At 54.3% G+C, this 15,338-nt stretch carries 13 protein-coding genes, 2 tRNA genes and 1 rRNA gene; 12 read left to right on the forward strand and 4 right to left on the reverse strand.

Annotation, left to right across the window (positions count from 1 at the left end; genetic code table 11):
- Window positions 1-2: 2 nt before the first annotated feature.
- The 3 genes from rrf to JWF83_RS08395 all read left to right on the forward strand — a co-directional run bounded on the left by rrf (window position 3) and on the right by JWF83_RS08395 (window position 363).
- Window positions 3-118: ribosomal RNA gene (gene rrf / locus JWF83_RS08385) — 5S ribosomal RNA — on the forward strand.
- An 85-nt stretch (window positions 119-203) separates the two neighbouring features.
- Window positions 204-280: transfer RNA gene (locus tag JWF83_RS08390), tRNA-Asp, on the forward strand.
- A 7-nt stretch (window positions 281-287) separates the two neighbouring features.
- Window positions 288-363 (forward strand) — tRNA-Trp (locus JWF83_RS08395).
- A 151-nt stretch (window positions 364-514) separates the two neighbouring features.
- Here the strand turns inward: JWF83_RS08395 and hdfR are convergent.
- Entirely contained in the window at window positions 515-1,336 is an 822-nt protein-coding gene (gene hdfR, locus JWF83_RS08400) for an HTH-type transcriptional regulator HdfR (RefSeq protein ID WP_413649761.1), read from the reverse strand.
- A 121-nt stretch (window positions 1,337-1,457) separates the two neighbouring features.
- Between hdfR and JWF83_RS08405 the strand changes: the two genes are divergently transcribed.
- Complete coding sequence (locus JWF83_RS08405; protein ID WP_017800626.1) at window positions 1,458-1,796, forward strand: DUF413 domain-containing protein; 339 nt, start codon at window positions 1,458-1,460, stop codon at window positions 1,794-1,796.
- Between the two features lie 26 nt (window positions 1,797-1,822).
- Here JWF83_RS08405 and JWF83_RS08410 read toward each other — a convergent pair whose 3' ends face one another.
- Window positions 1,823-3,349 (reverse strand): YifB family Mg chelatase-like AAA ATPase, encoded by a 1,527-nt coding sequence (locus JWF83_RS08410; RefSeq protein ID WP_413649762.1) that lies wholly within the window; start codon window positions 3,347-3,349, stop codon window positions 1,823-1,825.
- A 347-nt stretch (window positions 3,350-3,696) separates the two neighbouring features.
- On the opposite strand from JWF83_RS08410, the gene ilvL reads away from it, so the two are divergent.
- From ilvL to ilvA, 6 genes are all read left to right on the forward strand, one after another.
- Complete coding sequence (gene ilvL, locus JWF83_RS08415; protein ID WP_071590505.1) at window positions 3,697-3,795, forward strand: ilv operon leader peptide; 99 nt, start codon at window positions 3,697-3,699, stop codon at window positions 3,793-3,795.
- Window positions 3,796-3,945: 150 nt separating this feature from the next.
- The gene (gene ilvG / locus JWF83_RS08420) at window positions 3,946-5,592 is read left to right on the forward strand and encodes an acetolactate synthase 2 catalytic subunit (protein WP_413649763.1); all 1,647 of its coding nucleotides are present in this window, start codon (window positions 3,946-3,948) and stop codon (window positions 5,590-5,592) included.
- Window positions 5,589-5,846, forward strand: a complete 258-nt coding sequence (gene ilvM / locus JWF83_RS08425) for an acetolactate synthase 2 small subunit (RefSeq protein ID WP_413649764.1) — start codon at window positions 5,589-5,591, stop codon at window positions 5,844-5,846. The genes ilvG and ilvM overlap by 4 nt, the downstream gene beginning before the upstream one ends.
- A gap of 18 nt (window positions 5,847-5,864) precedes the next feature.
- The gene (gene ilvE, locus JWF83_RS08430; RefSeq protein WP_413649765.1) at window positions 5,865-6,794 is read left to right on the forward strand and encodes a branched-chain-amino-acid transaminase; all 930 of its coding nucleotides are present in this window, start codon (window positions 5,865-5,867) and stop codon (window positions 6,792-6,794) included.
- 87 nt (window positions 6,795-6,881) lie between these two features.
- Window positions 6,882-8,732 carry a dihydroxy-acid dehydratase gene (gene ilvD / locus JWF83_RS08435; RefSeq protein ID WP_413649767.1) on the forward strand — a complete coding sequence of 617 codons (1,851 nt, stop codon included), beginning with the start codon at window positions 6,882-6,884 and terminating at the stop codon, window positions 8,730-8,732.
- A 2-nt stretch (window positions 8,733-8,734) separates the two neighbouring features.
- Window positions 8,735-10,282 carry a threonine ammonia-lyase, biosynthetic gene (gene ilvA / locus JWF83_RS08440; RefSeq protein WP_413649769.1) on the forward strand — a complete coding sequence of 516 codons (1,548 nt, stop codon included), beginning with the start codon at window positions 8,735-8,737 and terminating at the stop codon, window positions 10,280-10,282.
- Window positions 10,283-10,322: 40 nt separating this feature from the next.
- Here ilvA and ilvY read toward each other — a convergent pair whose 3' ends face one another.
- The gene (ilvY, locus tag JWF83_RS08445; protein ID WP_413649770.1) at window positions 10,323-11,204 is read right to left on the reverse strand and encodes an HTH-type transcriptional activator IlvY; all 882 of its coding nucleotides are present in this window, start codon (window positions 11,202-11,204) and stop codon (window positions 10,323-10,325) included.
- A 166-nt stretch (window positions 11,205-11,370) separates the two neighbouring features.
- On the opposite strand from ilvY, the gene ilvC reads away from it, so the two are divergent.
- Complete coding sequence (gene ilvC, locus JWF83_RS08450) at window positions 11,371-12,846, forward strand: ketol-acid reductoisomerase (RefSeq protein ID WP_413649772.1); 1,476 nt, start codon at window positions 11,371-11,373, stop codon at window positions 12,844-12,846.
- A 95-nt stretch (window positions 12,847-12,941) separates the two neighbouring features.
- Here the strand turns inward: ilvC and ppiC are convergent, their stop codons facing one another.
- The gene (ppiC, locus tag JWF83_RS08455) at window positions 12,942-13,223 is read right to left on the reverse strand and encodes a peptidylprolyl isomerase PpiC (RefSeq protein WP_052900528.1); all 282 of its coding nucleotides are present in this window, start codon (window positions 13,221-13,223) and stop codon (window positions 12,942-12,944) included.
- 88 nt (window positions 13,224-13,311) lie between these two features.
- Between ppiC and rep the strand changes: the two genes are divergently transcribed.
- Window positions 13,312-15,333: a DNA helicase Rep gene (gene rep, locus JWF83_RS08460; protein WP_413649774.1), complete on the forward strand. Its 2,022-nt coding sequence runs from the start codon at window positions 13,312-13,314 to the stop codon at window positions 15,331-15,333.
- The last annotated feature ends 5 nt before the right edge of the window (window positions 15,334-15,338 follow it).

A 15,338-nucleotide genomic window follows, 5' to 3' on the forward strand; every position in this document is an offset into this window, starting at 1 on the left:
TGCCTGGCGGCTGTAGCGCGGTGGTCCCACCTGACCCCATGCCGAACTCAGAAGTGAAACGCCGTAGCGCCGATGGTAGTGTGGGGTCTCCCCATGCGAGAGTAGGGAACTGCCAGGCATCAAATTAATACCATTTCCCGTGACGCGGAAGTGAGAGAAATACCTGAAGTCAGACAGATGTCTGAAGTCAGTACAGAATCGGTGGAGCGGTAGTTCAGTTGGTTAGAATACCTGCCTGTCACGCAGGGGGTCGCGGGTTCGAGCCCCGTCCGTTCCGCCACCCTTTTAGGGGCGTAGTTCAATTGGTAGAGCACCGGTCTCCAAAACCGGGTGTTGGGAGTTCGAGTCTCTCCGCCCCTGCCATAAAAATGATCCTTTGCTTCGGCAAAGGATTTTTTTTGCCTAAAATTAACTGCTCACTTCTCATTTCAGTTCCCGGTCCGGCCAAAATCACAAAAAAAAGAGCCAGCCTTTACTGACCCCCTTTAATCTCTGTTGCTTATAAATCAATAAATTAGTTCACTGCCGGAAACTTTAACAGCTGACGGATATGTGACTGCTGATCGCTATTCTGCAACCAGACGGCATACAGTGGACGGACGGCAACCGGCGTGTCAGGGATCACCATCAGGTCAGGATAGAGATTGTGCCAAACGTCGGGTAAAAATGCGCAAGCACCGGTGGTATGCAGTAATTGCCGGGTTAAATGCGCCGAAGTGGTGGTCAGAACCGGCACATCATCAGCCCCGACCATATAGCTTTGATGTTGATGAAAATCGGCTCCCCATTCCAGCTTGATGTAACCATATTTTTCACGCTTTTCGCTTTTTCGTGAGCGAAACAGCGTCAACGAGATATGACCAATTTGCTGACTGGTCAGTTCGTCCATCTTGGGTGCTTCAGTGGTGATCAGCAGATCAAGCTGGCGTTCGTGTAGCTGTTTAACCAGCAGATGTCGCTGAGCCACCCGCGCTTCAAGATGCAGGTTCTCACGGTTCTCATACAGCATCTGTAGCCACGGAGTGAGATAGGCCTCCCATAGGGATGCGCTGGCTCCGATAGAGAGCTCATGATGCTGCTGGGTGTGCGATACCTCCTTCTTGGCCATCAGCCAGGTACTCATCAGACTCTCGGCGTAAGGTAGCAAACGCTCCCCTGCTGACGTCAGGCGAATATTATTGCGATGGCGGGTGAAAAGATTCACACCTAACTGATTTTCCAGCTGTCTGATACGAAAACTAACGGCAGACTGTGTGAGATAAAGCGCTTCAGCGGCACGTCCAAAGTGGCGGGTTCTGCTCACTTCAAGAAAGGTTTTAAGTAATTCCGTATCCACAGTTATCTCCCAAAAAACATTTGTCGTCATGATTTAAATGTTTTGTTTTACACTCTGTCAAGCGTATCTAATACTCCGCGCCATAAATAGCACGGCCATAAAAGAGTTAGGAGCGTGTAAAATGGCGGAAAGCTTCGCAACAACTAATCGTTTTTTCGATAACAAACATTATCCACGTGGATTCTCGCGTCACGGTGATTTCACCATCAAGGAAGCACAGCTTCTTGAGCGTCATGGTTACGCATTCAATGAGCTGGACCTGGCGAAACGGGAGCCGGTAACAGAAGAAGAGCGTCTGTTTATCGAGGTTTGCCGTGGCATACGTGAGCCGCAGACTGAAGCGGAACGCGTATGGTCGAAGTATATGACACGAATTAAGCGTCCGAAACGTTTCCACACTCTCTCAGGTGGTAAGCCGCAGATGGAAGGTGTTGAAGATTACTCAGACAGCGATGATTAATATGAATGGGGCTAACGCCCCATTTTTTATTCCAGTAATTTATGCAAATGAATCAGCAGACGATCGATGCCGCGATAGCTGAGTGCTTCATGCAGATGTTCACGTTGAATATTTTCTTCTTGTGCCAGGTCGGCAATGGTGCGCGCAACTTTAAGAATGCGCTGCCAGGCCCTGACTGAAAGCCCTAACTGGTTAAGTACCGATTCCAGCCATTCGGCATCCTGCTGCGTTACCACACACCACTGCTGAATCTCAGTGTTGCTGAGCATGGCATTGATTTTACCATTGCGCTGTAACTGTTGTTCTCTCACCGCTAACACCCGGGCTCTGACGGCGTCACTCGATTCACTGCTGCGTGTATTACTGCTTAACGTACCTGAAGGCAGCAGGGGCACTTCCAGTGACAGGTCGAAACGATCGAGGAAGGGTCCGGAAAGACGGCTCAGGTAGCGCAAGGTTTGTTGCGGCGAGCTGCGGTTATGGCTGCCGGCGTAGTGGCCAGAGGGGCTGGGATTCATGGCCGCCACCAGCTGGAAACGCGCCGGGTAGGTGACTTTCGCGCGTGCGCGTGAGATGCAGATTTCACCTGATTCGATGGGTTCACGTAACGCGTCCAGCGCGCGTTTTTCGAATTCCGGTAATTCATCAAGAAAAAGCACGCCATTATGGGCGAGAGAAATCTCACCGGGGCGTGGCAAAGAACCTCCGCCAACCAGCGCATACATCGAAGAGCTGTGGTGAGGCGAGCGGAACGGCCGCTGGCGCCACTGTTGTTGCATACTGCTGCTGCTGACCAGACTGGCGAGCGCGGCGCACTCCAGCGCTTCGCTGTCGCTTAAGGGCGGCAGCAATCCGACCAGCCGTGACGCCAGCATGGTTTTACCGGTACCCGGTGGGCCGATCAGTAGCAGGTTATGGCCGCCAGCAGCGGTGATCTCCAGTGCGCGTTTCGCCTGCTGCTGGCCGATAATTTCATTGAGATCGTACTGACTGGTGATTGCGTCCGGTCCTGCGGCGGCGATTGCCGCGGGTGCCAGCGCTGACTGCCCATGCAGAAAAGCGCATACCTCAAGCAAATGAGCGCCGACTAAACTCTCGCCGTGGCGGATCAAACCGACATCCTGTTGGTTCTCAAGCGAAAGAATGAGCTGGCGATCATTTTGCAATGCTGCCATCGCTGCCGGAATAGCGCCCTGTACGGCCCGTAGCGCGCCGCTAAGCGCCAGTTCGCCCAGGAATTCATACGCAGGCAATTTCGCCGCAGGGACTTGCTCTGAGGCTGCGAGAATGGCGATAGCGATGGGAAGGTCGTAGCGCCCACCCTCTTTCGGCAGATCCGCCGGCGCCAGGTTGACGGTAATGCGTTTCGCCGGGAAGGTGAATCCGCTATTGATAATGGCGCTTCTGACCCGATCCCGCGCCTCTTTCACCGTGGTTTCCGGTAGGCCCACCAGAGAAAGTGCGGGCAGTCCGTTGCTTAAATGCACTTCGACGGAAACGAGCGGGGCTTCAACACCCAGCGCTGCCCGCGTGAAGACGATGGCTAGTGTCATAATGGCTCCTTGTTACCAGCCAGTGTGCCGGTGAGGAGTCAGAGCGACGACGGGCAAAAACCGCTTTTGTGCAACCGCGCGAAATTAATCGCGCAGATTTACCACTGAAACAGCATTCGCCCGAACCCGGTCACAAATAGCCAGTCAATCCATATGGAAAAAGATTCATCACGGCAGGTGAGTTATGAAGATTTTTCAGTATTTGGCTTATTCACTGAATAACAATCGTTTTTTGTCATTTGGCACTATCGATGATTAAACTTTTTGCGGAAAAAAGTTGTCTTTGAGCTGCTAACTGTGATAACTCTGTAGGCATTACTTCGAACCAGCGAAATATCGAACTGAAAATGACAGCCCTTCTACGAGTGATTAGCCTAGTCGTGATTAGCGTGGTGGTGATTATTATCACACCTTGCGGGGCTTCGCTTGGAGAAAGAAAGGCTTAAAAATCAAGTCTGAATTCACAAAAAACCCCCGCACCGAAAGGTCCGGGGGTTTTTTTTCGGCTCAATGCAATGAGAGCAAATGTAAGAGGAATAAATAATGAACAGTAGCATAAAATGCTGTTGTTCCCAGCGAGAGGCGGGGGAATAACTATGAATGGTGCTCAGTGGGTGGTTCAGGCGTTGCGTGCGCAAGGTGTAGAAACCGTATTCGGCTATCCGGGTGGTGCAATTATGCCGGTATACGATGCACTCTATGATGGCGGCGTGGAACACCTACTGTGTCGTCATGAGCAAGGTGCTGCGATGGCGGCAATTGGTTATGCGCGTTCTACCGGCAAAGTCGGCGTCTGTATCGCCACTTCTGGTCCTGGCGCCACGAACCTGATTACCGGCCTGGCTGATGCGATGATGGACTCGGTGCCGGTTGTCGCCATTACCGGTCAGGTCTCCTCGGCGTTTATCGGTACTGATGCTTTCCAGGAGATCGACGTATTAGGTCTGTCACTGGCTTGCACCAAACATAGTTTCCTCGTTGAGTCCCTCGACGATCTGCCTGCGGTAATGGCTGAAGCCTTCGCGATTGCTCAATCTGGCCGCCCCGGCCCGGTGCTGGTTGATATCCCGAAAGATATTCAGCTGGCCAGCGGCGAGTTCACCCCGCATCTGCTGCCGGTTGAGCCCCCGCTGGAACACCCGGTCAACGAACTGCAACAGGCGCGTGCCATGCTGGCGCAGGCGAAAAAGCCGGTGCTGTATGTTGGTGGCGGCGTGGGGATCGCGCAGGCGGTTCCGGCACTGCGAGCCTTTGCCAAAGAGACCGGTATTCCTACCGTCGCCACGCTGAAAGGTCTGGGCGCGCCGGATGCTAACGATCCCTGTTACCTCGGAATGCTGGGGATGCACGGTACCAAAGCGGCTAATCTTGCGGTGCAGGAGTGTGATTTACTGATTGCGGTCGGCGCGCGCTTTGATGATCGCGTCACCGGTAAGCTGGACACCTTTGCTCCACACGCCAGTGTGATCCATCTGGATATCGACCCCGCTGAGTTGCACAAATTGCGCCGTGCCAATGTTGCGCTGCAGGGGGATTTCAACCGCCTGTTGCCGGAGCTGTATCAACCGATTGCCATTGAGCCATGGCGCGAGCAGGTTATGGCGCTGAAAGCCGGTAATGGCTGGCGTTACGATCATCCCGGTGAAGCGATCTACGCTCCGTTGTTTTTACAGCAGCTGTCGGCGCGCAAACCCGCCACTGCGGTAGTCACCACCGATGTTGGCCAGCACCAGATGTGGACAGCACAGCATATGAGTTTTAGCGCGCCGGAGAATTTCATCACTTCCAGCGGCCTTGGCACCATGGGCTTCGGCCTGCCGGCCGCGGTAGGCGCTCAGGTTGCCCGACCGAATGACACCGTTATCTGCATCTCCGGCGATGGTTCGTTTATGATGAATGTGCAGGAGATGGGTACCATTAAGCGCAAGCAGCTGCCGGTAAAAATCGTGCTGCTGGATAATCAACGATTAGGTATGGTTCGCCAGTGGCAGCAGCTGTTTTTCTCAGAACGCTATAGTGAAACCAACCTCTCTGATAACCCCGATTTCCTGATGCTGGCCCGCGCTTTTGATATCCCCGGCCAGCGCATTACCCGCAAAGATCAAGTCGACGCTGCATTAGACGCTCTGCTGAATAGCGAAGGGCCTTACATGCTGCATGTCTCAATCGATGAGCATGAAAACGTCTGGCCGCTGGTGCCACCGGGTGCCAGTAACGCAAATATGATGGAGAAAACCTCATGAATCAGCATCAATTGTCTATCGAAGCGCGTTTCCGACCTGAAATATTGGAGCGCATTTTACGTGTCGTTCGCCACCGTGGATTCCAGATTTGCTCAATGAATATGGCAGCGGCGAACAACGTGAATAATATTAATATTGAAATGACCGTTGCCAGCCAGCGCTCTGTCGATTTACTGTCGACGCAATTAAGCAAACTGATGGACGTTGCGTGCGTTCAGGTTCAACAACAGACAACACAACAAATCCGCGCATAGTCGCGAAAGGAAATAAGAATGACGACGAAGAAAGCAGACTTTATCTGGTTCAATGGCGAGATGGTTAAATGGGAAGACGCGAAGGTTAGCGTGATGTCCCACGCACTGCATTACGGTACGTCTGTATTTGAAGGCGTCCGTTGCTACGACTCGCACAAAGGCCCGGTAGTTTTCCGCCATCGTGAACATATGCAGCGCCTGCATGACTCTGCCAAAATTTATCGTTTCCCGGTTGCTCAGAGCGTCGACGAGCTGATGGAAGCGTGCCGCGCGGTACTGCGCAAAAACAACCTGAAAAGTGCTTACATTCGTCCGCTGGTGTTTGTTGGTGATGTGGGGCTGGGTGTTAACCCGCCAGATGGCTACGAGACCGATGTGATTATTGCTGCATTCCCGTGGGGTGCTTACCTCGGTGCTGAAGCGCTGGAGCAGGGTATTGATGCGATGGTTTCTTCATGGAACCGTGTGGCGCCAAACACCCTGCCAACCGCGGCCAAAGCCGGCGGTAACTACCTGTCCTCGCTGCTGGTTGGTAGCGAAGCGCGTCGTCACGGTTACCAGGAAGGTATTGCCCTGGATACTAACGGCTATATCTCTGAAGGCGCCGGTGAGAACCTGTTTGAAGTAAAAGATGGCATTCTGTTCACGCCGCCATTTACCTCTTCTGCGCTGCCGGGCATCACCCGCGATGCGATTATCAAATTAGCCAAAGATATGGATATCGAAGTGCGCGAGCAGGTGCTGTCGCGTGAATCTCTGTATCTGGCAGATGAAGTATTTATGTCCGGTACCGCCGCTGAAATCACCCCGGTGCGCAGCGTTGATGGTATCAAAGTGGGGGCGGGCAAATGTGGCCCGGTCACCAAACGTATCCAGCAGGCATTCTTCGGCTTGTTCACCGGTGAGACGGAAGACAAGTGGGGCTGGCTGGATCAGGTAAACCCATAAGATAAAGATTTGGCGAGCGGACGACTGTCCGTTCGCAACTTAAAGCCTGGTCCACCAGGCTCTTATTCAGACTGGAGTAACCAGAGCATGCCTAAGTACCGTTCCGCCACCACCACCCATGGCCGTAATATGGCGGGTGCACGTGCCCTGTGGCGCGCAACCGGAATGACTGACGATGATTTCGGCAAGCCGATCATTGCGGTTGTTAACTCATTCACCCAATTCGTACCGGGACATGTGCATCTGCGCGATCTCGGAAAACTGGTCGCAGAGCAGATTGAAGCGTCCGGTGGTGTGGCCAAAGAGTTCAACACCATCGCAGTTGATGACGGGATCGCCATGGGTCATGGCGGCATGCTGTATTCGCTGCCGTCTCGTGAGCTGATTGCTGATTCGGTTGAATATATGGTCAATGCACACTGCGCCGATGCGATGGTGTGTATCTCTAACTGTGACAAAATCACCCCGGGTATGTTGATGGCGTCTCTGCGCCTGAATATTCCGGTGATCTTTGTCTCCGGCGGCCCGATGGAAGCCGGTAAAACCAAGCTGTCAGACAAAATTATTAAACTGGATCTGGTCGACGCGATGATTCAGGGGGCGAACCCGAACGTCAGCGATGCCGATAGCGATCAGATCGAGCGTTCCGCCTGTCCGACCTGTGGCTCCTGCTCCGGGATGTTTACCGCCAACTCAATGAACTGCCTGACCGAAGCGCTGGGTCTGTCTCAGCCGGGGAACGGTTCACTGTTGGCTACGCATGCCGATCGTAAGCAGCTGTTCCTCAGTGCCGGTACACGTATTGTCGAACTGGCGAAACGCTGGTACGAGCAGGACGACGCCAGCGCATTGCCACGCAGTATCGCCAGCAAAGCGGCGTTCGAGAATGCGATGACGCTGGATATCGCCATGGGCGGTTCTACCAATACCGTTCTGCATCTGCTGGCGGCGGCGCAGGAAGGTGAGATCGATTTCGATATGAGCGATATTGATCGTCTGTCGCGCAAAGTGCCGCATCTGTGCAAAGTGGCGCCAAGCACCCAGAAATATCATATGGAAGATGTGCATCGCGCCGGTGGCGTATTGGGCATCCTCGGTGAGCTGGATCGCGCAGGCCTGATGAATAACAACGTACGCAATGTGCTGGGCCTCAGTCTGCAACAGACGCTGGAACAGTACGACATCATGCTGACCAAAGACGAAAGCGTGAAGAAAATGTTCCGCGCCGGTCCGGCCGGTATCCGTACCACCCAGGCATTCTCCCAGGAGTGTCGCTGGGATACGCTGGATAACGATCGTCAGGAAGGCTGTATCCGCTCGCGCGAATTTGCCTTTAGTCAGGATGGCGGTCTGGCGGTGCTCTACGGCAATATCGCGGCAGATGGCTGTATTGTAAAAACCGCAGGGGTGGATAAAGAGATCCTTACGTTCCGCGGCCCGGCGAAAGTCTATGAGTCCCAGGATGCAGCGGTAGAAGCGATTCTCGGCGGCAAAGTGGTGGCGGGTGATGTGGTGGTGATTCGCTACGAAGGTCCGAAAGGCGGCCCGGGGATGCAGGAAATGCTGTATCCGACCACCTATCTGAAATCGATGGGCCTTGGTAAAAGCTGTGCACTGATCACCGACGGTCGCTTCTCCGGCGGCACGTCCGGCCTGTCGATCGGTCATGCCTCACCCGAAGCAGCCAGCGGCGGCGTTATCGCGCTGGTGAAAGAGGGTGACATGATCAATATCGATATCCCGAATCGTGGCATTCAGCTGGATATCACGGACAGCGAATTGCAGGCGCGTCGTGAGCAGGAAGAAGCACGCGGCGATGCCGCTTATACGCCACATGGCCGTGAGCGTCAGGTTTCCTTTGCGCTGCGTGCCTATGCGTTGCTGGCGACCAGTGCCGATAAAGGCGCAATCCGCGACAAGAGCAAGCTGGGAGGCTAAAAATGGCAGAGTCTCAACCGCTACCCGACGCACCTTGTGGCGCCGAGTATCTGCGCGCGGTACTCCGCGCGCCGGTGTACGAAGTGGCGCAGGTGACACCGCTGCAGAAGATGGAAAAGCTCTCTTTGCGCCTTGGCAATACCATTCTGGTGAAGCGCGAAGATCGTCAGCCGGTACACAGTTTCAAGCTGCGCGGAGCTTATACGATGATCGCCGGCCTGAATGAAGAACAAAGGGCGCGCGGTGTGGTTACGGCCTCGGCTGGCAATCATGCTCAGGGCGTGGCGCTGTCGGCCAGCAAACTGGGGATTAAGTCGCTGATTGTGATGCCGGTTGCCACGGCCGATATCAAAGTTGATGCGGTGCGGGCATTTGGCGGTGAGGCTTTTCTGTTTGGCGCTAACTTCGACGAAGCGAAAGCCAAAGCCATCGAACTGTCTGAAGCTCAGGGCTACACTTTTGTGCCGCCTTTTGACCATCCGGCGGTGATCGCCGGTCAGGGCACGCTGGCAATGGAGTTGCTGCAGCAGGATGCGCACCTCGACCGGGTGTTTGTTCCGGTTGGCGGCGGCGGTCTGGCGGCAGGCGTGGCAGTGCTGATTAAGCAGCTGATGCCGCAAATCAAAGTGATTGCGGTTGAAGCGACCGATTCAGCCTGCCTGAAAGCGGCGCTGGAAGCCGGGGAACCGGTTGATCTGGCACGCGTCGGTTTGTTTGCCGAAGGCGTGGCGGTCAGGCGTATCGGCAATGAAACGTTCCGTCTGTGCCAGGAGTACCTCGACGATATCATTACCGTTGATAGCGATGCGATTTGCGCGGCGATGAAGGATCTGTTTGAGGACGTGCGGGCGGTAGCGGAGCCTTCAGGGGCGCTGGCGCTGGCCGGGATGAAGAAATACATCCAGCTGCACGACATTAAAGGGGAACGACTGGCGCATGTGCTTTCCGGCGCTAACGTCAATTTCCACGGTCTGCGCTACGTGTCGGAGCGTTGTGAACTGGGTGAACAGCGTGAAGCGCTGCTGGCGGTGACGATTCCTGAACAGAAGGGCAGCTTCCTGAACTTCTGCCAGCTACTGGGCGGCCGGGCAGTGACCGAGTTTAACTATCGCTATGCTGATGCTGATAATGCCTGCATTTTTGTTGGCGTGCGTTTAACCCGCGGTCTTGAAGAGCGGGCAGAAATTATCAGTCAGTTGCGTGAAGGTGGTTATCAGGTGGTGGATCTCTCGGATGACGAGATGGCGAAACTGCACGTACGCTATATGGTCGGCGGACGCCCGTCAAAACCACTGCGCGAGCGGCTGTTCAGCTTCGAGTTTCCGGAATCTCCCGGGGCGTTGTTGCGTTTTCTGCAGACGCTCGGTACGCACTGGAATATTTCGTTATTCCACTACCGTAGTCACGGTACCGACTATGGCCGCGTGCTGGCCGGTTTTGAACTGGGCGAAAGTGAGCCGGAGTTTGAGCATCATCTGACCGCGCTGGGCTATGACTGCCACGATGAGACGCGCAATCCGGCGTTTAGCTTTTTTCTGGCAGGTAAATAGGCCGCTACACCTGCTGTAGGGCGGTAATTTATGCTGCCGATTACAGCAGATTCCAGAACGCATCGATAAGCGGCTCATTGAGCCGTTTTTTTTGTACGCAAACACCGAGCTCAAATGGCGCCACCGACTCCACGCCATCCAGCACCAGTACGCGATTACGCACCGGCTCCGGGCTGTTCTCCAGCACCACATCAGGCAGCAGCGCAATGCCACAGCCCAGCGCCACCATTGAAACAATGGCTTCATGACCGGAAACCGTGGCGTAAATCAGCGGGTTGGCGATGTGATGGCGGCGGAACCACAAATCGATACGGCGGCGCGCCGGTCCCTGTTCCGGCAAAATAAACGGGATTTGCGACCAGTCCGGCTGCTCCTGGGTCGCCTGATGACGAACCGTACAGGCGAGCGCCGGAGCAATTAACACCAGCGGAATATAGCCCAGCGGGGTGAAGTCGATACTGGCCGGCAACGTTTCCGGGCGTCCGGCAATTGCTAAATCGGCCTCACTGGACTGTACTTTCTCTACCGCGTCGGCGGCATCACCGGTGGTAAGTTTAATTTCTACCAGCGGATGTTCGGCGCGAAAGCGATCGAGAATCGGCGGTAAATGGCTGTAGGCGGCGGTGACTGAACAAAACAGCCGCATCTCGCCACTCAGCGAGGGACCGTTCTGTCCGATGGCATGGCGCATCTGCTGATACTGCAACAGGGTATGCTGGGCAAACTGGCGCAGGCGCTCACCGGCATCGGTCAGCGTTACTGTGCGGTTGTCGCGCAGGAACAGTGCCTGACCAAGATCTTCTTCCAGACGCTGGATCTGGCGCGACAGGGTGGAAGGGCTGACATGCATGGCGCGCGCACTACGGCCAAAATGGCGGCTTTCAGCCAGATGGAGAAACAGTTTCAGGTCACGTAAATCCATGCGATGCGGGCCTCGTTTTTACGTTGCAGTTCTTGCAATGTCACGTTGTTAATATATCAATTTAAGCAACGCATTTCCTGTCATATGATGGGGACAATTATCGGTAAGGCGAATTAGCGCCGCACCGGCAGAATAAATGACAAACATAACCTCATACGGAGTACCCATGGCTAACTATTTCAATACTTTGAACCTGCGCAACCAATTGGCGCAATTAGGTAAATGCCGTTTTATGGCACGTGAAGAATTTGCTGATGAAGCGAGCTACCTGAAAGGTAAAAAAGTCGTCATCGTTGGTTGTGGTGCTCAGGGCCTGAATCAGGGTCTGAACATGCGTGACTCTGGCCTCGATGTTTCCTACGCCCTGCGCGCCGAAGCAATCGCCGAGAAACGTCCTTCATGGCGTAAAGCGAGCGAAAACGGTTTCAAAGTCGGGACTTACGAAGAGCTGATCCCCCAGGCGGACCTGGTGGTTAACCTGACGCCGGACAAACAGCATACTGCAGTGGTTCAGGCTGTTCAGCCGCTGATGAAAGATGGCGCGGCACTGGGATACTCACACGGCTTCAACATCGTTGAAGTGGGTGAGCAGGTTCGTAAAGACATCACCGTGGTAATGGTCGCGCCGAAATGTCCGGGTACCGAAGTCCGTGAAGAGTACAAACGTGGTTTCGGCGTGCCGACGCTGATCGCTGTTCATCCGGAAAACGATCCAAAAGGCGAAGGTATGGCGATTGCTAAGGCCTGGGCGGCTGCGACCGGTGGTCACCGTGCTGGCGTACTGGAATCTTCCTTCGTTGCCGAAGTGAAATCTGACCTGATGGGTGAGCAGACTATTCTGTGCGGCATGCTGCAGGCCGGTTCTCTGCTGTGCTTCGACAAGCTGGTAGCCGAAGGCACTGACCCGGCTTATGCCGAAAAACTGGTTCAGTTCGGCTGGGAAACCGTGACCGAAGCGCTGAAACAGGGTGGTATCACACTGATGATGGATCGCCTGTCTAACCCGGCGAAACTGCGTGCATTCGCTCTCTCTGAGCAGCTGAAAGGAATTATGGCTCCGCTGTTCCAGAAACATATGGACGATATCATTTCCGGCGAGTTCTCTTCCGGCATGATGGCTGACTGGGCCAACGACGATAAAAAACTGCTGGGCTGGCGTGAAGAGACCGGTAAAACCGCCTTCGAAACAGCACCACAGTTCGAAGGCAAAATTGCTGAACAGGATTATTTCGACCAGGGCGTGCTGATGATCGCCATGGTAAAAGCAGGCGTTGAGCTGGCATTTGAAACCATGGTTGCTGCCGGTATCATCGAAGAGTCCGCTTACTATGAATCACTGCATGAGCTGCCGCTGATTGCTAACACCATCGCACGTAAGCGTCTGTATGAAATGAACGTGGTTATCTCTGATACCGCAGAATATGGTAACTACCTGTTCTCTTATGCGGCAGTGCCGTTGCTGAAAGAGTTTATGACCACTCTGCAGGCTGGCGATCTGGGTAAAGCGGTGGCCACCACCACGGTGGATAATGCTCAGCTGCGTGATGTTAACGAAGCTATCCGTAACCATCCAATCGAGTCTGTGGGCCGCAAATTGCGTGGTTATATGACTGATATGAAACGTATCGCGGTAGCCGGTTAATCACCCACAACGGGAGCCATACATGGCTCCCGTTCGGTGTGTCATCCGGGCGGTATGGATGCCGCCGGTCTGAAAGGCGCCTGAGGGCGCCTTGGTTAATTACGGTATAACACTTTGATAATATGGTAGCCAAACTGCGTATGCAGCGGACCATAGGGTTCCAGCAACGGACAGGAGAACACCACCTTATCGAAGGCTGGCACCATCGCCCCTTGCTTAAACTCACCTAAATGTCCCCCTTTCTTACCTGACGGGCAGGTGGAGTGCTTCTTCGCCAGTTTCTCGAAGTCGCCGCCGTTTTTCAGCTGTTCCAGAATGTCCAGCGCCTGTTTCTCTTCCTTAACAAGGATATGCAATGCTGCCGCGGTTTTTGCCATGATCGTGCCTTGAGTCTTAGGGATTCTGCTCGCTATACTACCACGCTATTATTTCCTCCCTCCGCAAATTCATTGAGTGACTTCTCCTATGCGTCTGAATGCTGGCCAACAACAAGCCGTAGAATTCGTTACCGGGCCTTGTCTGGTTCTGGCCGGTGCCGGCTCCGGTAAGACACGCGTGATCACCAATAAAATTGCCCATCTGATCCGCGAATGCGGTTATCAGGCGCGCCATATTGCGGCGGTGACTTTTACCAATAAAGCGTCGCGAGAAATGAAAGAGCGTGTGGCGCAAACCCTTGGCCGCAAAGAGGCGCGCGGTTTAATGATCTCCACCTTCCACACCCTTGGGCTGGAAATTATTAAACGCGAGCATGCCGCGCTGGGCATGAAATCGAATTTCTCGCTGTTTGACGATCAGGACCAGCTGGGGCTGCTGAAGGATCTTACTGAAGAGTGGCTGGAGAATGATAAGAATCTGCTGCAGCAGTTGATTTCCACCATTTCCAACTGGAAAAACGATCTGGTCGATCCTGCACGCGCTGCGGCCCATGCCAGCGGCGAGCGCGATAAAATGTTTGCCCACTGCTATGCCCTGTACGATCGTCACCTGAAGTCCTGCAACGTACTCGACTTTGACGATCTGATCCTGCTGCCGACGCTGCTCTTACAGCGTAACGAAGAGGTGCGTGAGCGCTGGCAGCAACGTATTCGCTATCTGCTGGTGGATGAGTATCAGGATACCAACACCAGTCAGTATGAGCTGGTCAGGCTGTTGGTGGGGGCAAGGGCGCGCTTTACGGTGGTGGGGGATGACGATCAGTCAATCTACTCATGGCGTGGTGCGCGGCCGCAAAACCTGGTGTTGTTGCAGGAAGATTTTCCGGCGCTGCAGGTGATCAAACTGGAGCAGAACTATCGTTCCTCCGAACGTATTCTGAAAGCGGCCAATATTCTGATCGCCAATAACCCGCACGTGTTCGAAAAACGCCTATTTTCCGAACTGGGTTACGGTGCGGAGCTGAAAGTAGTGACCGCCAATCATGAAGAACATGAGGCCGAGCGGGTCACGGGTGAGCTAATCGCCCATCACTTTATTAATAAAACCCGCTACAAAGATTACGCCATTCTCTATCGCGGCAATCATCAGTCGCGGGTGTTTGAAAAGATGCTGATGCAGAACCGTATTCCGTATCGTATCTCCGGCGGTACCTCATTTTTCTCGCGCCCGGAAATTAAGGATCTGCTGGCCTATTTGCGGGTGCTGACCAACCCGGATGATGACAGCGCTTTTTTGCGTATCGTGAATACCCCACGGCGTGAGATTGGCTCCGCAACGCTACAGAAGTTGGGCGAGTGGGCGATGCAACGTAACAAAGGCCTGTTTAGCGCCAGTTTTGATATGGGGCTCAGTCAGAGCCTGACCGGCCGCGGTCTGGAGTCACTGCAACGTTTTACCTTATGGCTGCAGGAAATTGCCCGCCTGGCTGAACGTGAGCCGATTGCTGCGGTGCGCGACCTGATTCGCGGCATCGACTATGAGAGCTGGCTGTTTGAAACCTCGGCCAGCCCAAAGGCGGCGGAAATGCGCATGAAGAACGTCAATACCCTGTTTCAGTGGATGACGGAAATGCTGGAAGGCAGCGATATTGATGAGCCGATGACGTTAACCCAGGTGGTAACGCGCTTTACCCTGCGCGACATGATGGAACGCGGTGAAAGCGATGAGGAGCTGGATCAGGTCCAGCTGATGACGCTGCATGCCTCAAAAGGTCTGGAGTTTCCCTATGTCTATCTGGTGGGCATGGAAGAGGGATTGCTGCCACATCAGAGCAGTATCGATGAAGACAACGTAGAAGAGGAGCGGCGTCTGGCCTACGTCGGCATCACGCGCGCGCAGAAAGAGCTGACTTTTACCCTGTGTCGTGAGCGTCGCCAGTATGGCGAGACGGTGCGGCCTGAACCAAGCCGTTTTCTGCTGGAATTGCCGCAGGATGACCTGAAATGGGAAAGCGAACGTAAAGCAGTGACGGCCGAAGAGCGCATGCAAACCGGCCAGAGTAGGGTGGCCAATTTGCGTGCGATGTTAGATAAAGCGAAAGGCGGCTGATCACC

This window comes from Pantoea sp. B65 (assembly GCF_047308185.1).
GTDB lineage: Bacteria > Pseudomonadota > Gammaproteobacteria > Enterobacterales > Enterobacteriaceae > Erwinia.

Bases quoted from the DNA above. Each gene is read 5' to 3' on its own strand.
- JWF83_RS08405 (WP_017800626.1), top strand. From the start codon at position 1,458: ATGGCGGAAAGCTTCGCAACAACTAATCGTTTTTTCGATAACAAACAT.
- JWF83_RS08410 (WP_413649762.1), bottom strand. From the start codon at position 3,349: ATGACACTAGCCATCGTCTTCACGCGGGCAGCGCTGGGTGTTGAAGCC.
- ilvL (WP_071590505.1), top strand. From the start codon at position 3,697: ATGACAGCCCTTCTACGAGTGATTAGCCTAGTCGTGATTAGCGTGGTG.
- ilvG (WP_413649763.1), top strand. From the start codon at position 3,946: ATGAATGGTGCTCAGTGGGTGGTTCAGGCGTTGCGTGCGCAAGGTGTA.
- ilvM (WP_413649764.1), top strand. From the start codon at position 5,589: ATGAATCAGCATCAATTGTCTATCGAAGCGCGTTTCCGACCTGAAATA.
- ilvE (WP_413649765.1), top strand. From the start codon at position 5,865: ATGACGACGAAGAAAGCAGACTTTATCTGGTTCAATGGCGAGATGGTT.
- ilvD (WP_413649767.1), top strand. From the start codon at position 6,882: ATGCCTAAGTACCGTTCCGCCACCACCACCCATGGCCGTAATATGGCG.
- ilvA (WP_413649769.1), top strand. From the start codon at position 8,735: ATGGCAGAGTCTCAACCGCTACCCGACGCACCTTGTGGCGCCGAGTAT.
- ilvY (WP_413649770.1), bottom strand. From the start codon at position 11,204: ATGGATTTACGTGACCTGAAACTGTTTCTCCATCTGGCTGAAAGCCGC.
- ilvC (WP_413649772.1), top strand. From the start codon at position 11,371: ATGGCTAACTATTTCAATACTTTGAACCTGCGCAACCAATTGGCGCAA.
- ppiC (WP_052900528.1), bottom strand. From the start codon at position 13,223: ATGGCAAAAACCGCGGCAGCATTGCATATCCTTGTTAAGGAAGAGAAA.
- rep (WP_413649774.1), top strand. From the start codon at position 13,312: ATGCGTCTGAATGCTGGCCAACAACAAGCCGTAGAATTCGTTACCGGG.